Raw genomic sequence first — 17,812 nt, forward strand, 5'->3', positions numbered from 1 at the left:
CCGGGCCGGAGCGGGTGGGTGGTGCACAGGCCCCGATCGGGTGCCAGAACGCCAGACCTGAGCCCGGGCCGGGGGATGACGAGGGCCCCCGCCGACCGGAGTCGGCGAGGGCCCTCGACTGCATCGAAGACGGCGGGGTGCCCCCTCGTCAGATCGGGCGGACCTGGTCGGCCTGCGGGCCCTTCGGGCCCTGGGTGACCTCGAACTCGACGCGCTGTGCCTCGTCGAGCGAGCGGTAGCCCTGGGTGTCGATGGCGGAGTAGTGAACGAACACGTCGGGGCCGCCGCCGTCCTGGGCGATGAAGCCGAAGCCCTTTTCAGCGTTGAACCACTTAACGGTGCCCTGTGCCATGGAGTTGCTCTTTCCTTCTTCGTGAATACGCGGCACCCACACCTCGTGGGCACCTGGCTGCCACGTCACTCCACTCCTGACGACAACAGTCCCGCTTGCTGTGGAAGCCAAGCGGGACGAGACGACCTGCGAGGACTGCATGTTCAACCGTGCCTGAACGTAGCAGGTTTGCGGCTCGCCTGCTTGCTCGGGCACCCCCACACGCTGCACACCGTCCGCTGGACGAGATGCGGTATGCCTCCGCGGTCGAGCGGCGCGCCTCACCGGCCGCTCCCGCTGGGCCGTGCCGCGCGATGGACCTTGACACCCGAGGACCCGAACCAGTAATACCGACCGGACGGTATCGCTCGATCGCGCAGCAAAGGCGCAGGCGGCCGTAACCGGCAGGGCGGCCGCCCTGTCGTGCGACGAGGTCAGGAGAGTTCGGTATGGCACGACACAGGTTCACCCTCGCGGCGACGGCACTCGGCGTCGGGCTCACGGCCGTCGCCGTGGCCGCAGGCACGGCAGGCCAGGCGACCGCCTCCGAGCCCTCCCTCGCGCCCGCGGCCGCCGCGTCGGCGTCGTCCGCGGCGGCGGTCGAATCCGCCGCGGTGTCGGCCGCATCCGCGTCGTCGAGGTCCGGCTCGGTGAAGGGCCTGCGCATCCTCATCGTCAACGACGACTCCATCCAGGGGCAGAGTGCGTCGGGGAGCGACGGCAAGGGCCTCTACGCGCTCCGTCACGCGCTATGTGCCGCCGGCGCCGACGTCATCGCGGTCGGGCCGTGGACGGTGCAGAGCGGGATGGGGGGCCGGATCACCCTCACCGGCCCGATGACCGTCCAGCAGGTGCAGCCTCCCGCGGGCTACGGCACCGACTGCGCGGGAGCCCCGACCGGCGGGCGCGTCTTCGGCGTCTGTGCCGCCGCCGCACCGTGCGTCACGGCGACGGCCAGCACCCCGGCGTCGCCGAGCGGCTCACCGTCCGACGCAGCGATCATCGCCCTGACGAAGTTCATCCCCGACAACTACTGGCCGGACGGACCCGACCTCGTCGTCTCCGGGATCAACTTCGGCCAGAACGACGCGGTGACCGTCTACCACTCCGGCACCGACAGCGCCCTCGTCACGGCCCACCGGCTCGGCAGCCCGGGGATCGCCTTCAGCGAGGAGCTGACGACGACGTGCCTCGCGGGCCAGGGCTCCTGCCCCGAGTACACGAAGGCGGCGGCCTTCGCGACCCGGCTCATCGGTGCCGTCCGCAAGGCGCATCTCATCACGCCGAAGCTGGCCCTCAACGTCAACTACCCCCACCTCGAGCCGGGTCAGCGGGCGCGTCGGCCGGAGCTCAACGTCCTCGGTCAGTGCACGGCCATCAACTTCGGTCCCAGCGGGAGCGTCCCGGCGGAGGGTGGCACGTACAGCATGGGTCTCGTGCCGTCCTGCAAGGAGACGACGCGCAACGCGGACACGACCGCCCTGGCGCACAAGCACATCTCGATCGTCCCGTTCGACGGTGACTGGACGGGGAAGGCCCCGGCCGGACTCAGGGGCCTCATCCGGAACCTCGGCTGAGACCGCAGGGGGAGGGTGGCCGGAGTCAGGTTCCGGCCACCCTCCCCACGAGGGCGCGGGACGCGTCAGGACGCGTCGGATGACTGCGACGTGCGCAGCTCGCGCTTGAGGATCTTGCCGGTCGGGCCCTTCGGCATCTCGGCGAGGACGACGATCGTGCGCGGGTACTTGTAGGCTGCGAGGCGCTCCTTCGCGAATGCCTTGAGCTCCTCGGGCTCGGCGCTCGCCCCCGGCTTGAGGGTGACGTATGCGACGACCTCCTCGCCGAGGCGGTCGTCGGGTCGGCCGATGACGGCGGCCTCGGCGACCGCGACGTGACCGTAGAGGACCTCCTCGACCTCGCGCGGGTACACGTTGTAGCCGCCCCGGATGACGAGGTCCTTGAGCCGGTCGACGATGAAGAAGTAGCCCTCCTCGTCGCGGTATCCGACGTCGCCGGTGTGGAACCAGCCGTCCCGCAGCACCTCGGCCGTCGCCTCGGGACGCCCGTAGTAGCCCTTCATGACGTTGTGCCCGCGGATGACGATCTCGCCGGTGTTGTCGGAGCCGGGGGGCAGCGTGGCGCCGTCCTCGGCGACGACCTTGACCTCGACCCCCCAGATCGGCTTGCCGATCGAGAGGACCTTGCGCTCGGTCGCGCTGATGTTGAACGTCGTCGTGCTCGCCGTCTCCGACAGGCCGTAGCCCTCGAGGATGACGACGCCGTTGTACTTCTCCTCGAACGCCTTGATGACCTCGCCCGGGATGGAGGCGCCACCGGAGACCGCCGCCCGGAGGCACGACAGGTCCCGGCCGGCGGTGTCCGCCTGGAGCAGCGCGACATACATCGTCGGCACGCCGGAGAAGATCGTGCACCGGTGCCGCTCGATAACGTCGAGGACGACCTGCGGGTCGAACCGCGGCACGAGGACCATGCTGGCCCCGAAGCGCACGACGAGGTTGAGGACGCTCGAGAGACCGAAGACGTGGAAGAGCGGGAGGACGGCGACGGCGATGTCGTCGGGCTCGAGGTGGAAGAGCCCGCCCGACACCGTGCAGTTCATGAAGAGCTGGAAGTGGGTCAGCTCGGCGCCCTTCGGCCGGCCCGTCGTGCCACTCGTGTAGAGCAGGACCGCGGTGTCGTCCGCCATCGTCGCGCGGATGTCCCCGGTGTCCTCCTCCACGAGCAGCTCGTCGAACGGCCGGGCCCCCGCGACGGGCGTGTCCCCGACGACGTAGACGGGCACGTCACCGGCCGCCTCGGCACCCCCGATCGCCGCGGCGGCGAACTGCTCGAAGGTGACCAGGAGCCGGGCGTCGCTGTCGCTGAGGTGGTAGGCGACCTCGTGGGAGGTGAGGAGCGGGTTGAGCGGCACCATCGTCATCCCCGCCTTGAGGATGCCGAAGTATGCGATGAGGAACTGCGGCACGTTGGGCAGCTGGACGGCGACCTTGTCGCCCGCCTCGAGCCCGAGCGAGCCGAGGGTCGCGGCGACGCGGCCCGACGCGGCGTCGATGTCGGCATACGTGAGGGCGTGCGAGCCGACGTAGACGAGGGGCTTGTCCGGCGTCGCCGTGGCGGACTCGCGGAGCGAGATGGCGAGGTTGAAAGACATTCGGATCACCGACCTTCGAAGAAGTTGCGCGGCACGTCGACGAGCATCGTGTCGACCTGCTCCTGGGTCACGCCGTGCTCGAGGGCATACGGGATGACCTCCTCGAAGATGTGCGTGTAGTTCCACTGCGGCAGCATGCTCATCACCTCGGGGTCGATCCAGTCGATGTAGCAGGAGGCGTCCTGGGAGAGGACCATCCGGTCGGCATACCCGCGTCGCACCATCTCGACGAGGGTGTCGGCGCGTGCCTCGAAGGTCGTGTCGAGGTTGATGCCGAAGCGGTCCATGCCGATGACGAACCCGGCGTCCGCGAGCGCCGCGAGGTGGTCGCAGTCGGTCGTGTCGCCGCTGTGCCCGAGGACGATGCGCCGTGGGTCGACGCCCTCCTCGTCGCACATGACGCGCTTGACGTGCAGGCCGGTCTGCGTCCCTGGGTGCGTGTGGACCGTGATGGGCGTGCCCGTCTCGAGATGGGCCTTGGCGATGGCCCGCATGACGCGCTCCACGCCGGGGGTCAGGCCGGGTGCGTCGATGGCGCACTTGAGCATGCCCGCCTTCACCCCGGTGCCGGCGATCCCGTCGCGGATGTCACCGACGAAGAGGTCGACCATGGGGTCCGGGAGCTCCGCACCGACCGCCTCGTTGAGCGCGGGACCGCGGTAGTGGAAGTAGGCCGGCACGTCCTCGTAGGTGTAGACGCCCGTCGCGACGACGATGCTGAGCGGCACCTGCTCGGCGACCCGCTGGATCCGCGGGATGTATCGTCCGAGACCCACGACCGTCGGGTCGACGATGGTCCGGGCCCCGGCGTCGTAGAGCGCCTGGAGCGAGCTCACCGCATCGGCGACCCGCTGGTCCTCGTCACCCCACTCGTCGGGATAGTTCGCCTGCATGTCGGCGGTCAGCACGAAGACGTGCTCGTGCATGAGCGTGACCCCGAGATCCGCGCTCTCGACCGGCCCGCGAACGGTGTCGACCTGACTCATCCGTATCTCCTTCTGTTGTTCCCTCACCGTTGAGGTCACTGGGTGCTGACCGCTGGGCTCAGGCGCCCGCGCCCGGCAGGTCGACGAGCTCGGCGAGGCGGGCTCGGTGGCTGCCGGGGGTGCCGAAGGCGATCTGGTCGGCCTTCGCGCGCTTGAGGTAGAGGTGCATGGGGTGCTCCCACGTCATGCCGATGCCGCCATGGAGCTGGAGCGCCTCCTCGGCCGCCGTGACGGCCAGGTCGCTGCAGGAGGCCTGCGCGAGCGCGGCGGCGACGGGCACGTCGGGGTCGTCCGCGGCCACCGCGGCAGCGGCATACCGCGCGGCCGCGGCGGCCGACTCGACCCCGACGGACAGGTCGGCGAGGCGATGCTTGAGGGCCTGGAATCCCCCGAGCGGGCGGCCGAACTGGTGGCGCTGCATGAGATAGGCGACCGTCTCCTCCAGGCACCACCGCGCGATCCCGAGCTGCTCGGAGGCGAGGAGCGCGGCCCCGGCGAGCAGCGCCCGGCGGATCGAGGGCTCGGCGTCGCCGAGGACCGGCCGGCCCGCGGCGTCGGCGAGGCGTATGCGAGCCAGCTGCCTCGTCATGTCGAGGGAGACCGTGGGGGTCACCTCGACGTCGGCCGCGGCGACGGCATGGAGCGAGAGCGTGCCGTCGGCGTCCCTCGCGGGGACGAGGAGCTCGTCGGCCTCGAGGGCCCCCGCCACGGCGCTCACGACCCCGGTCAGCCGGCCCGCGGCGTCCACGGAGCAGGCCGGGATCGGGCCGTGGGGTGCGGTGTTCAGCGGCACCACGAGCGCGGCGGTGCGCTCGCCCGTCGCGAGCCGGGGCAGCAGGTCGCCGTCGGCCTCCAGCAGCAGGGTCGTCGCGACGACCGAGCTGGTGAGGAACGGCACGGGGGCCACGGCGCGTCCCAGCTCCTCGAGCACGACGGCCGCCTCGCGGGCCGTGGCGCCGGCGCCCTGCTGGTCCTCGGGCACGAGGAGCCCGGTGAGGCCGAGGTCGACCGCGAGCGGCTTCCACAGGGCGTCGACGAGCGAGCGGTCCCCGTCGTAGAGGCCGACGACGACGGTCGGGTCGCATCGGTCGGCGAGGAGATCCCGCACGCTGCTGCGCAGGTCGTCCTCGACATCGGAGTAGAGCAGGTCCAGGTCGCTGCTCATCGGGCGACCTCCTTCCACGGGCGGTCCTTGTCGACACGGTGCTCGGGGGGCAGGCCGAGGACGCGCTCGGCGATGACGTTGCGGAGGATCTCCGACGTGCCCCCCTCGATGGAGTTCCCCTTCGCCCGCAGGTAGCGGTATCCGGCGTCCCGGCCGGTCATGTCGATGACCTCGGGGCGGACCATCGTCCAGTCGGAGTAGACGAGGCCGTCCTCGCCGAGCAGCTCCAGCTCCAGCCCGGTCAGCTGCTGGTTGACCCGTGCGTAGGTGAGCTTCATCCCCGCGCCCTCCGGGCCCGGTCGCCCGGTGGCGAGCTTCTGCCGCAGGCGGAGGCCGCTGAGCCGGGCCACCTCGGCGTCGACCCAGAGCCGCAGGAGCCGGTCGTGGAGCTCGGGTGTCCGCAGCTCCGGGTGCTCGCGCCAGGTCCGCGCGACGGTGCCGATCATGCCGTTCTCGCGGGCCGAGGCACCGGCCCCGATCGACACCCGCTCCTGGTTGAGGGTGGCGTTGGCGATCTTCCAGCCCTCGCCGACCTCGCCGAGGCGCTGGGCGTCGGGGATGCGCACGTCGGTGAGGAAGACCTCGTTGAACTCGGCCTCGCCGGTGATCTGGCGCAGGGGCCGCACCTCGACGCCCGGATCGGTCATGTCGCAGAGGAAGTAGCTGAGCCCCGCATGCTTGGGGACGTCGGGATCGGTGCGGGCCACGAGGATCGCGAGCCGGGCGTTGTGGGCGCCGGAGGTCCACACCTTCTGCCCGCCCACGACCCACTCGTCGCCGTCGCGGACGGCCCGCGTGCCGACGTTGGCGAGGTCCGACCCCGCCCCCGGCTCGCTGAACAGCTGGCACCAGATCTCCTCGCCCGTCCACAGCGGGCGGAGGAACCGGCGCTTCTGCTCCTCGGTCCCGAAGGCGAGGATCGTCGGCGCGGCCATGCCGAGCCCGATCCCGTTGGTCCGCGCCCGGTTGTCGGGGGCGCCGGCGTCGCGGAACGCCTCGTCGACGACGGGCTGGAGCGACTGCGGGGCGTCGAGGCCACCATGGCCCTCGGGGAAGCGGATCCACGCGAGGCCCGCGTCGTAGCGAGCCCGGAGGAACTCCATCCGGTCCATGGTCGCCGGGTCGTGGGTCGCGAGGAACGCGGCGACCCGCTCTCGGAGCTCGGCTGCGGTGATGGTCATCGTGCCTCCCGGGTCGCGGCCTGCCGGCGCAGCTCGTGCCGTGCCAGCGCGTTCTTGTGCACCTCGTCGGGTCCGTCGGCGAACCGGAGGGTGCGGATCCCGGCGAAGGCGTTCGCGAGAGGGAAGTCCTGCGACAGCCCTCCCGCACCGTGGACCTGGATCGCCTTGTCGAGGATCCACTCGACGGTCGCCGGGGTGGCGATCTTGATCGCCTGGATCTCGGTGTGGGCCCCCTTGTTGCCGACCGTGTCCATGAGCCACGCGGCCTTGAGGACGAGCAGGCGCAGCTGCTCGACGCGGACCCGGGACTCGGCGATCCAGTCCCGCACGACGCCCTGGTCGGCGATCGGCCTGCCGAAGGCCACCCGCTCCTGCGCACGGGCGCACATGAGCTCGATGGCCCGCTCGGCGATCCCGATCGAGCGCATGCAGTGGTGGATCCGCCCGGGGCCCAGACGGGCCTGGGCGATCCCGAAGCCGTCGCCCTCACCGGCGATGAGGTTCTCCACGGGCACCCGGACGTCGGTGAAGGACAGCTCCGCGTGGCCACCGTGGTCGTGGTCGTCGTATCCGAAGACCTCCATGCCCCGGTGGATCTCCACGCCGGGGGTGTCCCGGGGGACGAGGATCATCGACTGCTGACGGTGGCGGTCCGCCTCCGGGTCGGTCTTGCCCATGACGATGAGGATCCTGGCGTTGGGGTTCATCGCGCCGGTGATCCACCACTTGCGGCCGTTGATGACGTAGTCGTCGCCGTCGCGCTCGATCCTCGTCGCGATGTTCGTCGCGTCGGACGACGCGACGGCCGGCTCGGTCATCGCGAACGCCGACCGGATCGTCCCCGCCAGCAACGGCTCCAGCCACTGCTGCTTCTGCTCCGCAGACCCGAACTGCGCGAGCACCTCCATGTTGCCGGTGTCCGGCGCGGCGCAGTTGAGGACGGCCGGCGCGAGATGGCCGCTGCGCCCGGTGATCTCGGCGAGCGGCGCATACTGCAGGTTCGTCAGGCCGGCGCCGAGCGCACCGGGGAGGAACAGGTTCCACAGCCCGCGGCGCTGTGCCTCGGCCCGCAGCTCGGCGAGCACGGGCACCGAGTCCCACGCCCAGCGGTCCTCGAGGGCGGCCACCTGCTCGGCGAAGACCTGCTCGGCGGGGTAGACGTGCGTGTCCATGAGGTCGAGCAGCTCATCGCGCAGCGCCCTCGTCCGGGCGTCGAGCTCGAAGTCCATCAGTGGTTCTCCTTCAGTGCGGTGAGGCCGAGGTCGAGCAGCGGATGGATGGCGTCGCCGACGTGCTCGAACCCGTCGCCGACCGTCTGCCCGTGGAGGTAGCGGAAGTGGATGCCCTCGAGGATGGCCGCGAGCTTGTAGGCGGCGAGCCCGAGGTAGAAGCCGAACTGCGACAGGTCGCGACCGCTGGCGCCGGCATACCGCTGGAGGATCTCGCCCTCGGAGAGGTACCCCGGTGCCATGGACGCGTCGGCGACGTTGAAGCCGCCGGGCACCGTCGCGAGGCGTCCGTAGAGCGTCATGATCGCGAGGTCCATGATCGGGTCGCCGAGGGTGGCCATCTCCCAGTCGAGAACCGCTGCGAGACGGTCGTTCTCGTCGGTGAGGACGTTGTCCAGCCGGTAGTCGCCGTGGACGATGCCCGCTGCCGACTCCGAGGGCACCGCGGCGGCCAGCCGGTCATGGAGCTCGTCGGCGCCCGGGAGGTCGCGTGACCGGGAGGCGTCGAGCTGCTTCCTCCAGCGGGCCACCTGGCGGGCGAGGTAGCCCTCGGCACGGCCGAAGTCGCCGAGGCCGACGGCCTGCGGGTCGACGTGGTGGAGGGCCACGAGGACGTCGACGAGGCCCGTCGAGATGGCCCGCGTCCGGTCCGCGCCGAGGGGCTCGAGCTCGGCGGCATGCCGGTAGGGCGTTCCGGCGACCCGCTCCATGACGTAGAAGGGGGCGCCGATGACCTCCTCGTCCTGGCACAGGGCGTACGTCGTCGGCACGGGCACGTCCGTGTCCCGCAGCGCGGTGATGACGCGGTACTCCCGCGACATGTCGTGCGCGGTGGCCAGGACGTGACCGAGGGGCGGCCGGCGGACGATCCACGTGCGCTCGCCGTCGCCGACGACGTAGGTGAGGTTCGACTTGCCGCCGGCGATGAGCTGCCCCGTGAGGGGCGCATCGGTCGCGCCCGGCACGTGCCCCGGGAACCAGCCGCGCAGCGCGACGAGGTCGACGCCGGGTGGCTGGGTCACCGACGCGGCTGCCGTCATCGCGCACCTTCGTAGACGACGCGGCCCACCGTGTCGCCGTCGGCGAGCCGCTGGACACCGTCGGCGACGGCCTCCAGCGGGAGCCGCTCGCTGACGAGCGGGCGGACGGTGCCCTCGGCGGCGAGGGCGGACAGCTGGCGGTGGCACTCCTGGATGGCGGGTGGGTCGTAGCGGTTGTAGAGGCCCCAGTGGAGGCCGAGGATCGAGTAGTTCTTCACGAGGGCGTGGTTGAGGGCGACCTGCTGGATCTCGCCGCCGGCGAAGCCCACGACGACGATCCGGCCCTCGAAGGCGATGCACTTCGTCGACCGGCGGTACGTGTCGCCGCCCACGGGGTCGTAGACGACGTCGGCGCCACGGCCGCCCGTCTCGGCCTTGACGACCTCGACGAAGTCCTCGGTGTGCCGGTCGACGACGACGTCCGCCCCGAGGTCACGCGCGACCTGCGCCTTGCGCGGTCCACCGACGACACCGATGACCCGGGCGCCCGCGGCCTTGCCGAGCTGGATGGCGGCGCTGCCCACGCCGCCCGCGGCGGCATGGACGAGGAGCGTCTCCCCCGCGCGGAGACCGGCCCGCCGGTGCAGCCCGAACCAGCCGGTCTGGTAGCCGATGTAGAGCGAGGCGGCCTGCGCGTCGTCGAGCTCCGGCGGCGCGGCGAACGTCGTCGCCGGATCCATGACCGCGAACTCGGCGAACGCGCCGTGCGGAAGGACCGGCGCGCCGAGGACCCGGTCGCCGGGTGCGAGGCCGGTCACCTCGTCGCCGACCTCGACGACCTCGCCACACAGCTCGACGCCGGGGGTGAACGGCAGCTCCGGGCGGATCTGGTACTCGCCGCGGCACATGAGGACGTCGGGGAAGTTCGCGGCTCCGGCGAGGACGCGGACGAGCACCTGCCCCGCGGCGGGCGTCGGGCGGGGCACGTCGACGAGCCGCATCGCCGTGCGAGGCTCTCCGAGCTCCGCGACCTGCCACGCCCTCATCGCCGGGCCGGCCACCGCGCTCACTCGCCACCTCCGGTGAGCGTCACGCCGCCGTCGAGGACGAGCAGCTGCCCGGTGACCCACGACGCGTCGTCGGACAGCAGGTATGCGACGGCGCCGGCGACGTCCTCCGGCACGCCGAGTCGTTTCAGTGGGTAGGCCGCCGACACGGCGTCCTCCTTCCCCTCGTAGAGGGCGGTCGCGAACCGGGTCTTCACGACGGCCGGGGCGACGGCATTGACCCGGATGCCGGGGCCGAGCTCGACGGCGAGGCTCTCGGTGAGGCTGACGAGCATGGCCTTCGACGCGCCGTAGAAGCTGATGCCGGGGGCCGGCCGGAGGGCCGACACGGAGGACACGTTGACGATCGACCCGCCGTGCTCGCCCATCCACGCGCGGTGCGCCTGCTGGACCCAGGACAACGCGGCGAGGCAGTTCACCTCGAACACCTTGCGGGCCGTCCCGTGGTCGAGGTCGACGAGCGGGCCGTATGCGGGGTTGATGCCGGTGTTGTTGACGAGGAGGTCGGCGCTGCCGAACTCCTCGACGGCGCGCCCGACGACCTCCGCCTGGTGGTCGATGTCGTCGGCGTGGCCCGCCACGGCGAGCGCGTGCTCGGGACCGCCGAGGGCGGCCACCGTCTCCTCGAGCGCCTCGGGCTTGCGCGCGGTGACGACGACGCGGGCGCCCTCGGCGACGAGCCGCTCGGCGATGGCGCGCCCGATCCCCCGGCTCGCGCCGGTCACGATGGCGGTCCGTCCCGCGAACCTCGCGTCGCCCATGTCAGCTCAGCCGTTCCAGGACCATGGCCATCCCCTGGCCGCCGCCGACGCACATCGTCTCCAGCCCGATCTGCTTGTCGTGGTGCTGGAGGGAGGTGATGAGGGTGCTCGTGATCCGGGCGCCCGTCATGCCGAACGGGTGTCCCACCGCGATGGCGCCCCCGTTGACGTTGAGGCGGTCCTCGTCGATGCCGAGCTGCCGGGCCGAGGGGATGACCTGGGCGGCGAACGCCTCGTTGATCTCCACGAGGTCGATGTCGTCGATCGTCATCCCCGCCCGGGCGAGGGCCTGGCGCGACGCCTCGACGGGGCCGAGCCCCATGATCTCCGGCGACAGTCCCGTGAGCCCGGTGGCGACGATCCGGGCCAGGGGGGTGATCCCCAGGGCCTTGGCCTTTGTGTCGGACATGACGACGACGGCCGCCGCGCCGTCGTTGAGGGGGCAGCAGTTGCCGGCCGTGACCGTCCCGTCGGGCCGGAAGACCGGCTGGAGGGCGGCGACCCCCTCGAGAGTGACGCCCGGCCGGGGGCCGTCGTCGGCGCTGACCTCGGTGCCGTCGGGCAGGGTGACCGGGGTGATGTCCTTGGCCCAGAAGCCGTCGGCGATCGCCTTCTCGGCGAGATTCTGGCTCCGGACGCCGAAAGCGTCCTGCTCCTCGCGGGACACGCCCTGGGACTGCGCGACGTTCTCCGCGGTCTGTCCCATCGCGATGTAGATGTCGGGCAGCGCCCCCTCGGTTCGGGGGTCGACCCACGTGCCCCCGCCCGCGGCGAGCCGCCCGGTGCGGGCCTGGGCGTCGGCGAAGACCGGGTTCTGGGTGTCGGGCAGCCCGTCGGAGTTGCCCTTGAGGTAGCGGCTCACCGTCTCCACCCCGGCGGAGACGAACACCTCGCCCTCGCCCGCCCGGATCGCGTGCATCGCCATCCGGGTCGTCTGGAGGCTGGAGGAGCAGTACCGGTTCACCGTCGTGCCGGGCAGCGCGTCGAGACCCGCGAGGACGGCGACGACGCGCGCCAGGTTGAACCCGGACTCGCCGGCGGGCTGACCACATCCGACCATGAGGTCGTCTATCTCCGCGGGATCGAGCTGCGGCACCTTGGCCAGGACCGCCCGGACCATCTGGACCGTGAGGTCGTCGGGCCTCATGTCCTTGAGCGACCCCTTCCCGGCTCGGCCGATCGGCGAGCGGGCGGTAGCGACGATGACGGCCTCCGGCATCGGGATGCTCCTTCCATACTAAGCGGTTGGTTATTAACTACTGTGCATGACGGGTGACGCGAGGTCGACACCGTCGATCCATGACCCATGTCACATCGGTGCCGGCGTGCGTCGCGCGACGCCGGCGAGCGGCATACGCCTCCCGGGCGGCGACGACGGCTGCGTCCGCACCCCATGTCCCCCACGCGGGCACCCCGGCAGCGCCTCGCGCTCCGCCGCGCCACCCCGCGGGGCGGGAGACCGTCCGCTGACGTCATTCCGTCTGGTCGGTATGGAAGGTAGCAACACGGTCGAGCGCCTGTCGAGGGTGGTCAGCGAGCGGTGAGGCTGTCGAGGAAGAGCCGGGAGAAGGTGTCCCCGATCTCGCCGGGCGAGAGGGGTCCGTCCGCATGCCACCAGACGGGGGCGTGGTGGACGCAGCCGAAGAAGTAGTCGACGGCGAGGTCGGGGCTGATGTCCTCGCGGAAGAGCCCCGTGCGCTGCCCCTCGATGATGAGGCCGCGGTATGCCTCGTGGTAGCGGCGACGCTCGCGCCGCACCTCGGCCTGCTTGTCGACGGAGAGCAGGTGGAGGGAGCGGAAGAAGACCGCGACGCTCTCGACGTTCTCCAGGGCGGTGACGACGACGTCCGCCGACGCGGCGCGCAACCGCTCCTCGACGGGGGCCTCCTGGGCGATGAAGGTCTCCAGGCGCTCCATCTGCATCCGCAGGACGGTGCCGTAGATCTCGTAGAGGAGGTCGTCCTTGGAGTTGAAGTAGTGGTACATCGCCCCCTTCGTCACCCCGGCGGCCGCGACGACGTCCTGGACCGAGGTGCCCTCGAAGCCCTTCTCGGCGAAGAGGATGCGCGCGTGGTCGAGCAGGCGTTCGGGGACGGTGCGGCCGTCGACGGTGGACGGGGTCCGCCCCTTGCGCCGACCGCCGGACGGTCTCGTGCCCGGAGGGTCCAGCGCAGGCGCGTCGACGGTCATCACGCGAGCATACCCGCCGGTATGCTCGCCTCCTGGCTCCCCGGGATCGTCCGTCGATCGCGGGCTGCCCGAAACGGTGGACATTCCGACCGCTCGGTATGTACCTTGAACCGCACGCGCCGGAAGCGTCGAGGCCCAACGAAGGGATCCCATGAGCAGCAGAGCCGTTCCGTCCGAGACCGCCTTCCGTCGTCCCAACGACTCCTTGTGGTGGACCGAGCAGTGGCGCGCGGCCGGCGACCTCGCCGCGTTCTGGGCCGCCCTCCCGCGCCTGGCCAGCGGGCCGTCGGGTGACGGGCACGCCGTCCTCGTCCTCCCGGGGTTCCTCGCCGACGACGGGTCCACGGCGCCGCTGCGGGCCGTGCTCCACCTGCGCGGCTACGACGCCGCCCCGTGGCGTCTCGGGCGCAACCTCGGCCCCACGTCCCACATCTGGGACGGGCTGGCCCAGCGTCTGCACCACCTGAACGAGGCGTCCGGCGCACCGGTCACCATTCTCGGCTGGAGCCTCGGCGGCATCCTCGGCCGCCATCTCGCCCGCCGCTACCCCGACCTGTGCCGTCAGGTCATCACCCTCGGCTCACCCTTCCGGCTCCCGGCCGACCACGACCCGAGGACCACGACCGTCGGCGAGATCTTCCACGCGCTGCAGCCGTTGCATACCGACCTCTTCTCGAGCGTCTCGTCGAGCATGCTCGACGAGCCGATGCCCCTCCCTGCGACGGCGATCTACTCCCGGCTCGACGGTGTCGTGCCGTGGGCGGCCTGTCTGGAGCCCCCCGCGCCGCATGCCGAGTCGATCGAGGTGCGCGCGAGCCACTGCGGGATGGGCGTGCACCCGCAGGTCCTGCGTGTCGTCCTCGACCGGCTCGAACAGCCGCAGGGCGCGTGGCAGCCCTACCGCGGCACGTCCGTCGCAGCGGTGGCGTGAGCGCGATGACCGAGACGACGCGCGTCGGCGACCTCGACATCGCCTACGAGACCTTCGGCTCCGCCGACGACCCCGCCCTCCTGCTCGTCATGGGTCTCGCCACCCAGATGCTCGGCTGGGACGAGCGGTTCTGCCAGCAGCTGGCGGACGAGGGGTTCCACGTCATCCGCTTCGACAACCGCGACATCGGCCTGTCGACCCACCTCCACGACGCCGGCACCCCCGACCCTCTCGCGCTGCTCACCGGGACCGGCCCGGCCCCGGCATACCGCATCGAGGACATGGCCGACGACGCGATCGGCCTCCTCGACGCCCTCGGCATCGGGGCAGCCCACCTCGTCGGTGCCTCGATGGGCGGGATGATCGTCCAGGCGGCGGCCATCCGTCACCCGGGCCGGGTCCTCACTCTCACCTCGATCATGTCGACGCCGTCGACGCAGGTGGGCAAGGCACGGCCGGAGGCGCAGTCCGCCCTGCTCATCCCACCGGCCACGAATGCCGACGAGGCGGTCGAGCGGGCGCTGGCGGTGTACCGGGTCATCGGGTCGCCGGAGTTCCCCCTCGACGAGGAGCGGCTGGCCGCGCGGGCCCGGCTGTCCTACGAACGCAGTGCCGACGCGACCGGCGTCCTGCGACAGCTCGCCGCGATCGTCGGCTCGCCGGACCGCACGGAGGGCCTGCGCGGCGTCACCGTCCCGACGCTCGTCATCCACGGCAAGGACGACCCGCTCGTCGAGGTCGACGGGGGGCACGCGACCGCGGACGCCGTCCCCGGTTCCCGCCTCCTCGTCATCCCCGGGATGGGGCACGACCTCCCCGAGGCCGTGTGGCCGCAGGTCGTCACGGCCATCGCGACGATGGCCAGCGGATCGACGCAGCCGCAGGTGACCTGACGGGAGGCGGTCGTCCGACGGGAGGCCGGTCGCCGACCGCTCGGGCGCACCGCAGAGCCAGCCGGAGCCGGCTGACGACGAGATGCCGTCCGGCAGGACGGAGCTGGGAGCAGGAACGATGACAGACACCGACCAGGACGCGCGTGCCCGCGACATCGAGGCGCGCGTGCCGCCGACCGTCGCGCACGTGCCGTTCGCGTGCGCGGAACGCTTCGGGGACCGCACGGCGCAGCGCGTCAAGCGTGAGGGCGAGTGGCAGGAGACGACCCATGCCGAGCTCGCCGAGCAGGTCGGCGCGCTCGCGCAGCAGCTCGTCGCCCTCGGTGTGGACCCGGGGGACCGCGTGGCCGTCCTCGCCGAGACCCGCGCGGAATGGGCGCTCAGCCAGTTCGCCATCTCGGCGGCGGGTGCCGCCGTCGTGCCGATCTATCCGACGAACAGCCCCGAGGAATGCGAGTGGGTGCTGTCCGACTCCGGAGCGTCCGTCGTCATCTGCGAGAACGCCGCTCAGGTCGCCAAGGTCGACGCCGTCCGATCGTCCCTGCCCGACCTGCGCCACGTCCTCGTCATCGAGCCCGCCGGCTCCCACGTGACCGTCGCCGAGCTCGTCGAGCGGGGCCGGGGACAGGACCTGACGGAGGTCCGGCGGCGCGTCGAGGAGGTCTCCCCGGACGACCCGTCCGTCATCATCTACACCTCGGGGACGACCGGCAAGCCGAAGGGCTGCGTGCTGACCCACGGCAACCTGATGGCCTGCGTCCGCCAGGCCGTCGTCATGGACATCATCCACGAGGACGACGACGCCTACCTCTTCCTGCCGCTCGCCCACGTCTTCGCCCAGGTCATCAACATCGACCTCATCGCCCTCGGCGGGGCGGTCGCCTACGTGTCGGCCGGGTCGGCGAGCATCATGTCCGACCTCGCCGAGATCCGCCCGACCGGGTTCCCCGCGGTGCCGCGCATCTTCGAGAAGGTCCACGCGCTGTTCGCCGACGCTCCCCGCACCGAGGAGGTGTATGCGAAGGTCCGGGCCGTCTTCGGGGGTCGCCTCACGTTCGCGATCTCGGGAGCCGCACCGATCTCGGCGGACATCGTCCAGTTCTTCCTCGACGCCGGCGTGCCCGTCATGGAGGGCTACGGCCTCAGCGAGTCCACCGCGTCCGGAACGCTCAACACCCCGACCGCCGTCCGCGCCGGGACCATCGGGCGCCCGGTCCCCGGCTGCGAGGTGCGCTGCGCGGAGGACGGCGAGATCCTCATGCGCGGCCCGCACATCTTCGCGGGCTACTGGCGCAACCCGGAGGCGACGGCGGAGGTCCTCACCGAGGACGGGTGGCTGCGCACCGGGGACCTCGGCACGATCGACGAGGACGGGTTCATCCGGATCACCGGCCGCAAGAAGGAGATCATCATCACGGCCGGGGGCAAGAACCTCACCCCGAGCGAGATGGAGAACGAGCTGCGGCAGTGCCCCCTCATCTCCAACGCGATCATGCACGGCGACCGCCGCCCCTACCCCGTCGCCCTCATCACCCTCGACCCCGAGTACGTCGTCCCGTGGGCGGCCAAGCACGGACTGCCCCGGGACATCCCGACGCTCGCCGACCACGCGGCGATCCGGGAGGCGATCCAGCAGGTCCTCGACACCATCAACGCCAAGCACGCGAAGGTCGCCCAGATCAAGCGGTTCGTCATCCTGCCGAACGACTTCAGCCAGGAGACCGGGGAGCTCACGCCGACCCTCAAGATGAGGCGGTCGGTCATCAACCAGATGTATGCCGACGTGCTCGACGCGCTCTACGCCGTCCCCCGCTGACCGAGCCTGCTGTCAGCCCCACCGCCTCGGATGGGGTGCCGGCCCGCTGTCCGTCCGGAGACCCGGCCTTCCGGGCGAGCCGGCCCCTCCCGGCGAGGGGACACGAGAACGGGGCACGTCGTATACGACGTGCCCCGTTCCGTGATGTTGCGTGAGGGTCAGCTCTTCTTCGCGGCGGGCTTGGCGGGAGCCGACTCGCCCTTGGCGCTCGAGGCCTCCAGAAGGCGGAGGGTGAGGTCCCGCTGGGCGGCGAGGAGCCGGTTGGTCAGCTCGAAGTTCGCCTCGACGACCTCGCTCGGCTTCGGCAGGCCCTCCTGGAAGGACTCGGTGAGCTTGGTGATCGACTCCGGCGTGGGCACGTCGATCTTGCTGCGCGACTCCTGGACGCCGGCGACGAACGAGCCGAGGTTCTCCTCGGCGCGCTTGAGCGCCGCAACCCACTGGTCGCCGATCTGCTCGGTGATCTCCTTGTAGCTGGTCATGATGTCGTTCCCTTTCTCTCGTGGAGCGGTCGTCCGGTCAGGCCCGTGAGCCTCAGGAACCGTCGGCCATCGTCCGGTACATCTGGATGAGTGCTGACTTCTGTGCCTGGTTCAGTCGCTTGTCGGCGCGGATGGCGTCGGTCACCGAGACCTCGGCCGCCTCGCCGTCGTCGGACAGCCAGCCCATCCGCCGGTACAGCACGTCCGGGGACAGGCCGAGGCCCTCGGCGATGGCCCGGAGGATCTCCGGGGACGGTTGGTAGAGGCCACGTTCGACCTGACTCAGGTAGGAGTCGGAGACGTTGGTCATCCGAGCCAGATGGCGCAGGGACAGCTGGGCGATCTCCCGCTGGGCCCGGATGTACCGGCCCAGGTCAGCCAGGGCCTCCTCGTGCTCGGGCGCCATGGCGACCTCCTCTGCGTTCCGCTCGAATGCTTTCCGTTCCTTGTGCCTACAGTTAACCACGCGGCTGCTTGGTATGTCAAGCGGGGGTCCGACGCTCCCGCGAGCGGCACCGAGACGTGCCCCCGTGACGTCAGCCCTCGCGGGCCGGCTCACCCTGGCCGTCGCCGGTCGCGGCGGGTGCCGCCGCCGCCTCGCCGGCCGTCGCGACCGCCTTCGTGGCGG

17 protein-coding genes are annotated in these 17,812 nt (G+C 71.5%); 4 read left to right on the plus strand and 13 right to left on the minus strand.

All coding sequences use genetic code 11. The features are described 5' to 3' along the window. Positions 1-148: 148 nt before the first annotated feature. Positions 149-352, minus strand: coding sequence for a cold-shock protein (locus BN12_RS13045; RefSeq protein WP_048553073.1), 204 nt, complete (start codon positions 350-352; stop codon positions 149-151). A gap of 428 nt (positions 353-780) precedes the next feature. On the opposite strand from BN12_RS13045, the gene surE reads away from it, so the two are divergent. Continuing rightward, positions 781-1,908 carry a 5'/3'-nucleotidase SurE gene (gene surE, locus BN12_RS13050; RefSeq protein ID WP_048553075.1) on the plus strand — a complete coding sequence of 376 codons (1,128 nt, stop codon included), beginning with the start codon at positions 781-783 and terminating at the stop codon, positions 1,906-1,908. Between the two features lie 65 nt (positions 1,909-1,973). Here surE and BN12_RS13055 read toward each other — a convergent pair whose 3' ends face one another. From BN12_RS13055 to BN12_RS13100, 10 genes are all read right to left on the minus strand, one after another. Then, positions 1,974-3,503: a long-chain-fatty-acid--CoA ligase gene (locus BN12_RS13055; RefSeq protein WP_048553076.1), complete on the minus strand. Its 1,530-nt coding sequence runs from the start codon at positions 3,501-3,503 to the stop codon at positions 1,974-1,976. 5 nt (positions 3,504-3,508) lie between these two features. Then, positions 3,509-4,489 (minus strand): phosphotriesterase family protein, encoded by a 981-nt coding sequence (locus tag BN12_RS13060; RefSeq protein ID WP_048553077.1) that lies wholly within the window; start codon positions 4,487-4,489, stop codon positions 3,509-3,511. Positions 4,490-4,547: 58 nt separating this feature from the next. Then, a complete protein-coding gene (locus tag BN12_RS13065; protein ID WP_048553079.1) occupies positions 4,548-5,654 on the minus strand; it encodes an acyl-CoA dehydrogenase family protein in 1,107 nt (368 codons plus the stop codon). After that, on the minus strand, positions 5,651-6,835 hold the full coding sequence (locus BN12_RS13070) for an acyl-CoA dehydrogenase family protein (RefSeq protein ID WP_048553081.1): 1,185 nt from the start codon (positions 6,833-6,835) through the stop codon (positions 5,651-5,653). Before BN12_RS13070 ends, BN12_RS13065 begins: the two co-directional genes overlap by 4 nt. Further along, the gene (locus BN12_RS13075) at positions 6,832-8,064 is read right to left on the minus strand and encodes an acyl-CoA dehydrogenase family protein (protein ID WP_048553082.1); all 1,233 of its coding nucleotides are present in this window, start codon (positions 8,062-8,064) and stop codon (positions 6,832-6,834) included. The genes BN12_RS13070 and BN12_RS13075 overlap by 4 nt, the downstream gene beginning before the upstream one ends. Then, complete coding sequence (locus BN12_RS13080; RefSeq protein WP_048553084.1) at positions 8,064-9,104, minus strand: phosphotransferase family protein; 1,041 nt, start codon at positions 9,102-9,104, stop codon at positions 8,064-8,066. The genes BN12_RS13075 and BN12_RS13080 overlap by 1 nt, the downstream gene beginning before the upstream one ends. Beyond that, on the minus strand, positions 9,101-10,114 hold the full coding sequence (locus BN12_RS13085; RefSeq protein WP_235432399.1) for an NADPH:quinone oxidoreductase family protein: 1,014 nt from the start codon (positions 10,112-10,114) through the stop codon (positions 9,101-9,103). Before BN12_RS13085 ends, BN12_RS13080 begins: the two co-directional genes overlap by 4 nt. Beyond that, the gene (locus BN12_RS13090; RefSeq protein ID WP_048553086.1) at positions 10,111-10,872 is read right to left on the minus strand and encodes an SDR family oxidoreductase; all 762 of its coding nucleotides are present in this window, start codon (positions 10,870-10,872) and stop codon (positions 10,111-10,113) included. The genes BN12_RS13085 and BN12_RS13090 overlap by 4 nt, the downstream gene beginning before the upstream one ends. Position 10,873: 1 nt before the next feature. Then, positions 10,874-12,091 (minus strand): acetyl-CoA C-acetyltransferase, encoded by a 1,218-nt coding sequence (locus BN12_RS13095; protein ID WP_048553087.1) that lies wholly within the window; start codon positions 12,089-12,091, stop codon positions 10,874-10,876. 311 nt (positions 12,092-12,402) lie between these two features. Beyond that, a complete protein-coding gene (locus tag BN12_RS13100) occupies positions 12,403-13,062 on the minus strand; it encodes a TetR/AcrR family transcriptional regulator (RefSeq protein WP_048553088.1) in 660 nt (219 codons plus the stop codon). Positions 13,063-13,213: 151 nt separating this feature from the next. Between BN12_RS13100 and BN12_RS13105 the strand changes: the two genes are divergently transcribed. From BN12_RS13105 to BN12_RS13115, 3 genes are all read left to right on the plus strand, one after another. Beyond that, a complete protein-coding gene (locus BN12_RS13105) occupies positions 13,214-13,993 on the plus strand; it encodes a lipase family alpha/beta hydrolase (protein WP_048553093.1) in 780 nt (259 codons plus the stop codon). A 5-nt stretch (positions 13,994-13,998) separates the two neighbouring features. Beyond that, the gene (locus BN12_RS13110; RefSeq protein WP_048556378.1) at positions 13,999-14,886 is read left to right on the plus strand and encodes an alpha/beta fold hydrolase; all 888 of its coding nucleotides are present in this window, start codon (positions 13,999-14,001) and stop codon (positions 14,884-14,886) included. A gap of 118 nt (positions 14,887-15,004) precedes the next feature. After that, the gene (locus tag BN12_RS13115) at positions 15,005-16,702 is read left to right on the plus strand and encodes an AMP-dependent synthetase/ligase (protein ID WP_048553094.1); all 1,698 of its coding nucleotides are present in this window, start codon (positions 15,005-15,007) and stop codon (positions 16,700-16,702) included. Between the two features lie 158 nt (positions 16,703-16,860). On the opposite strand, the gene BN12_RS13120 is transcribed toward BN12_RS13115, so the two are convergent. Together BN12_RS13120 and BN12_RS13125 are read right to left on the minus strand one after the other, a co-directional pair. After that, on the minus strand, positions 16,861-17,184 hold the full coding sequence (locus tag BN12_RS13120) for a hypothetical protein (protein ID WP_048553098.1): 324 nt from the start codon (positions 17,182-17,184) through the stop codon (positions 16,861-16,863). A gap of 52 nt (positions 17,185-17,236) precedes the next feature. After that, positions 17,237-17,590, minus strand: a complete 354-nt coding sequence (locus BN12_RS13125) for a helix-turn-helix domain-containing protein (protein ID WP_048553100.1) — start codon at positions 17,588-17,590, stop codon at positions 17,237-17,239. Positions 17,591-17,812: the final 222 nt, after the last annotated feature.

Origin of the sequence: Nostocoides japonicum T1-X7 (genome assembly GCF_001046855.1) — a bacterium.
Taxonomy (GTDB): Bacteria; Actinomycetota; Actinomycetes; order Actinomycetales; family Dermatophilaceae; genus Nostocoides; species Nostocoides japonicum.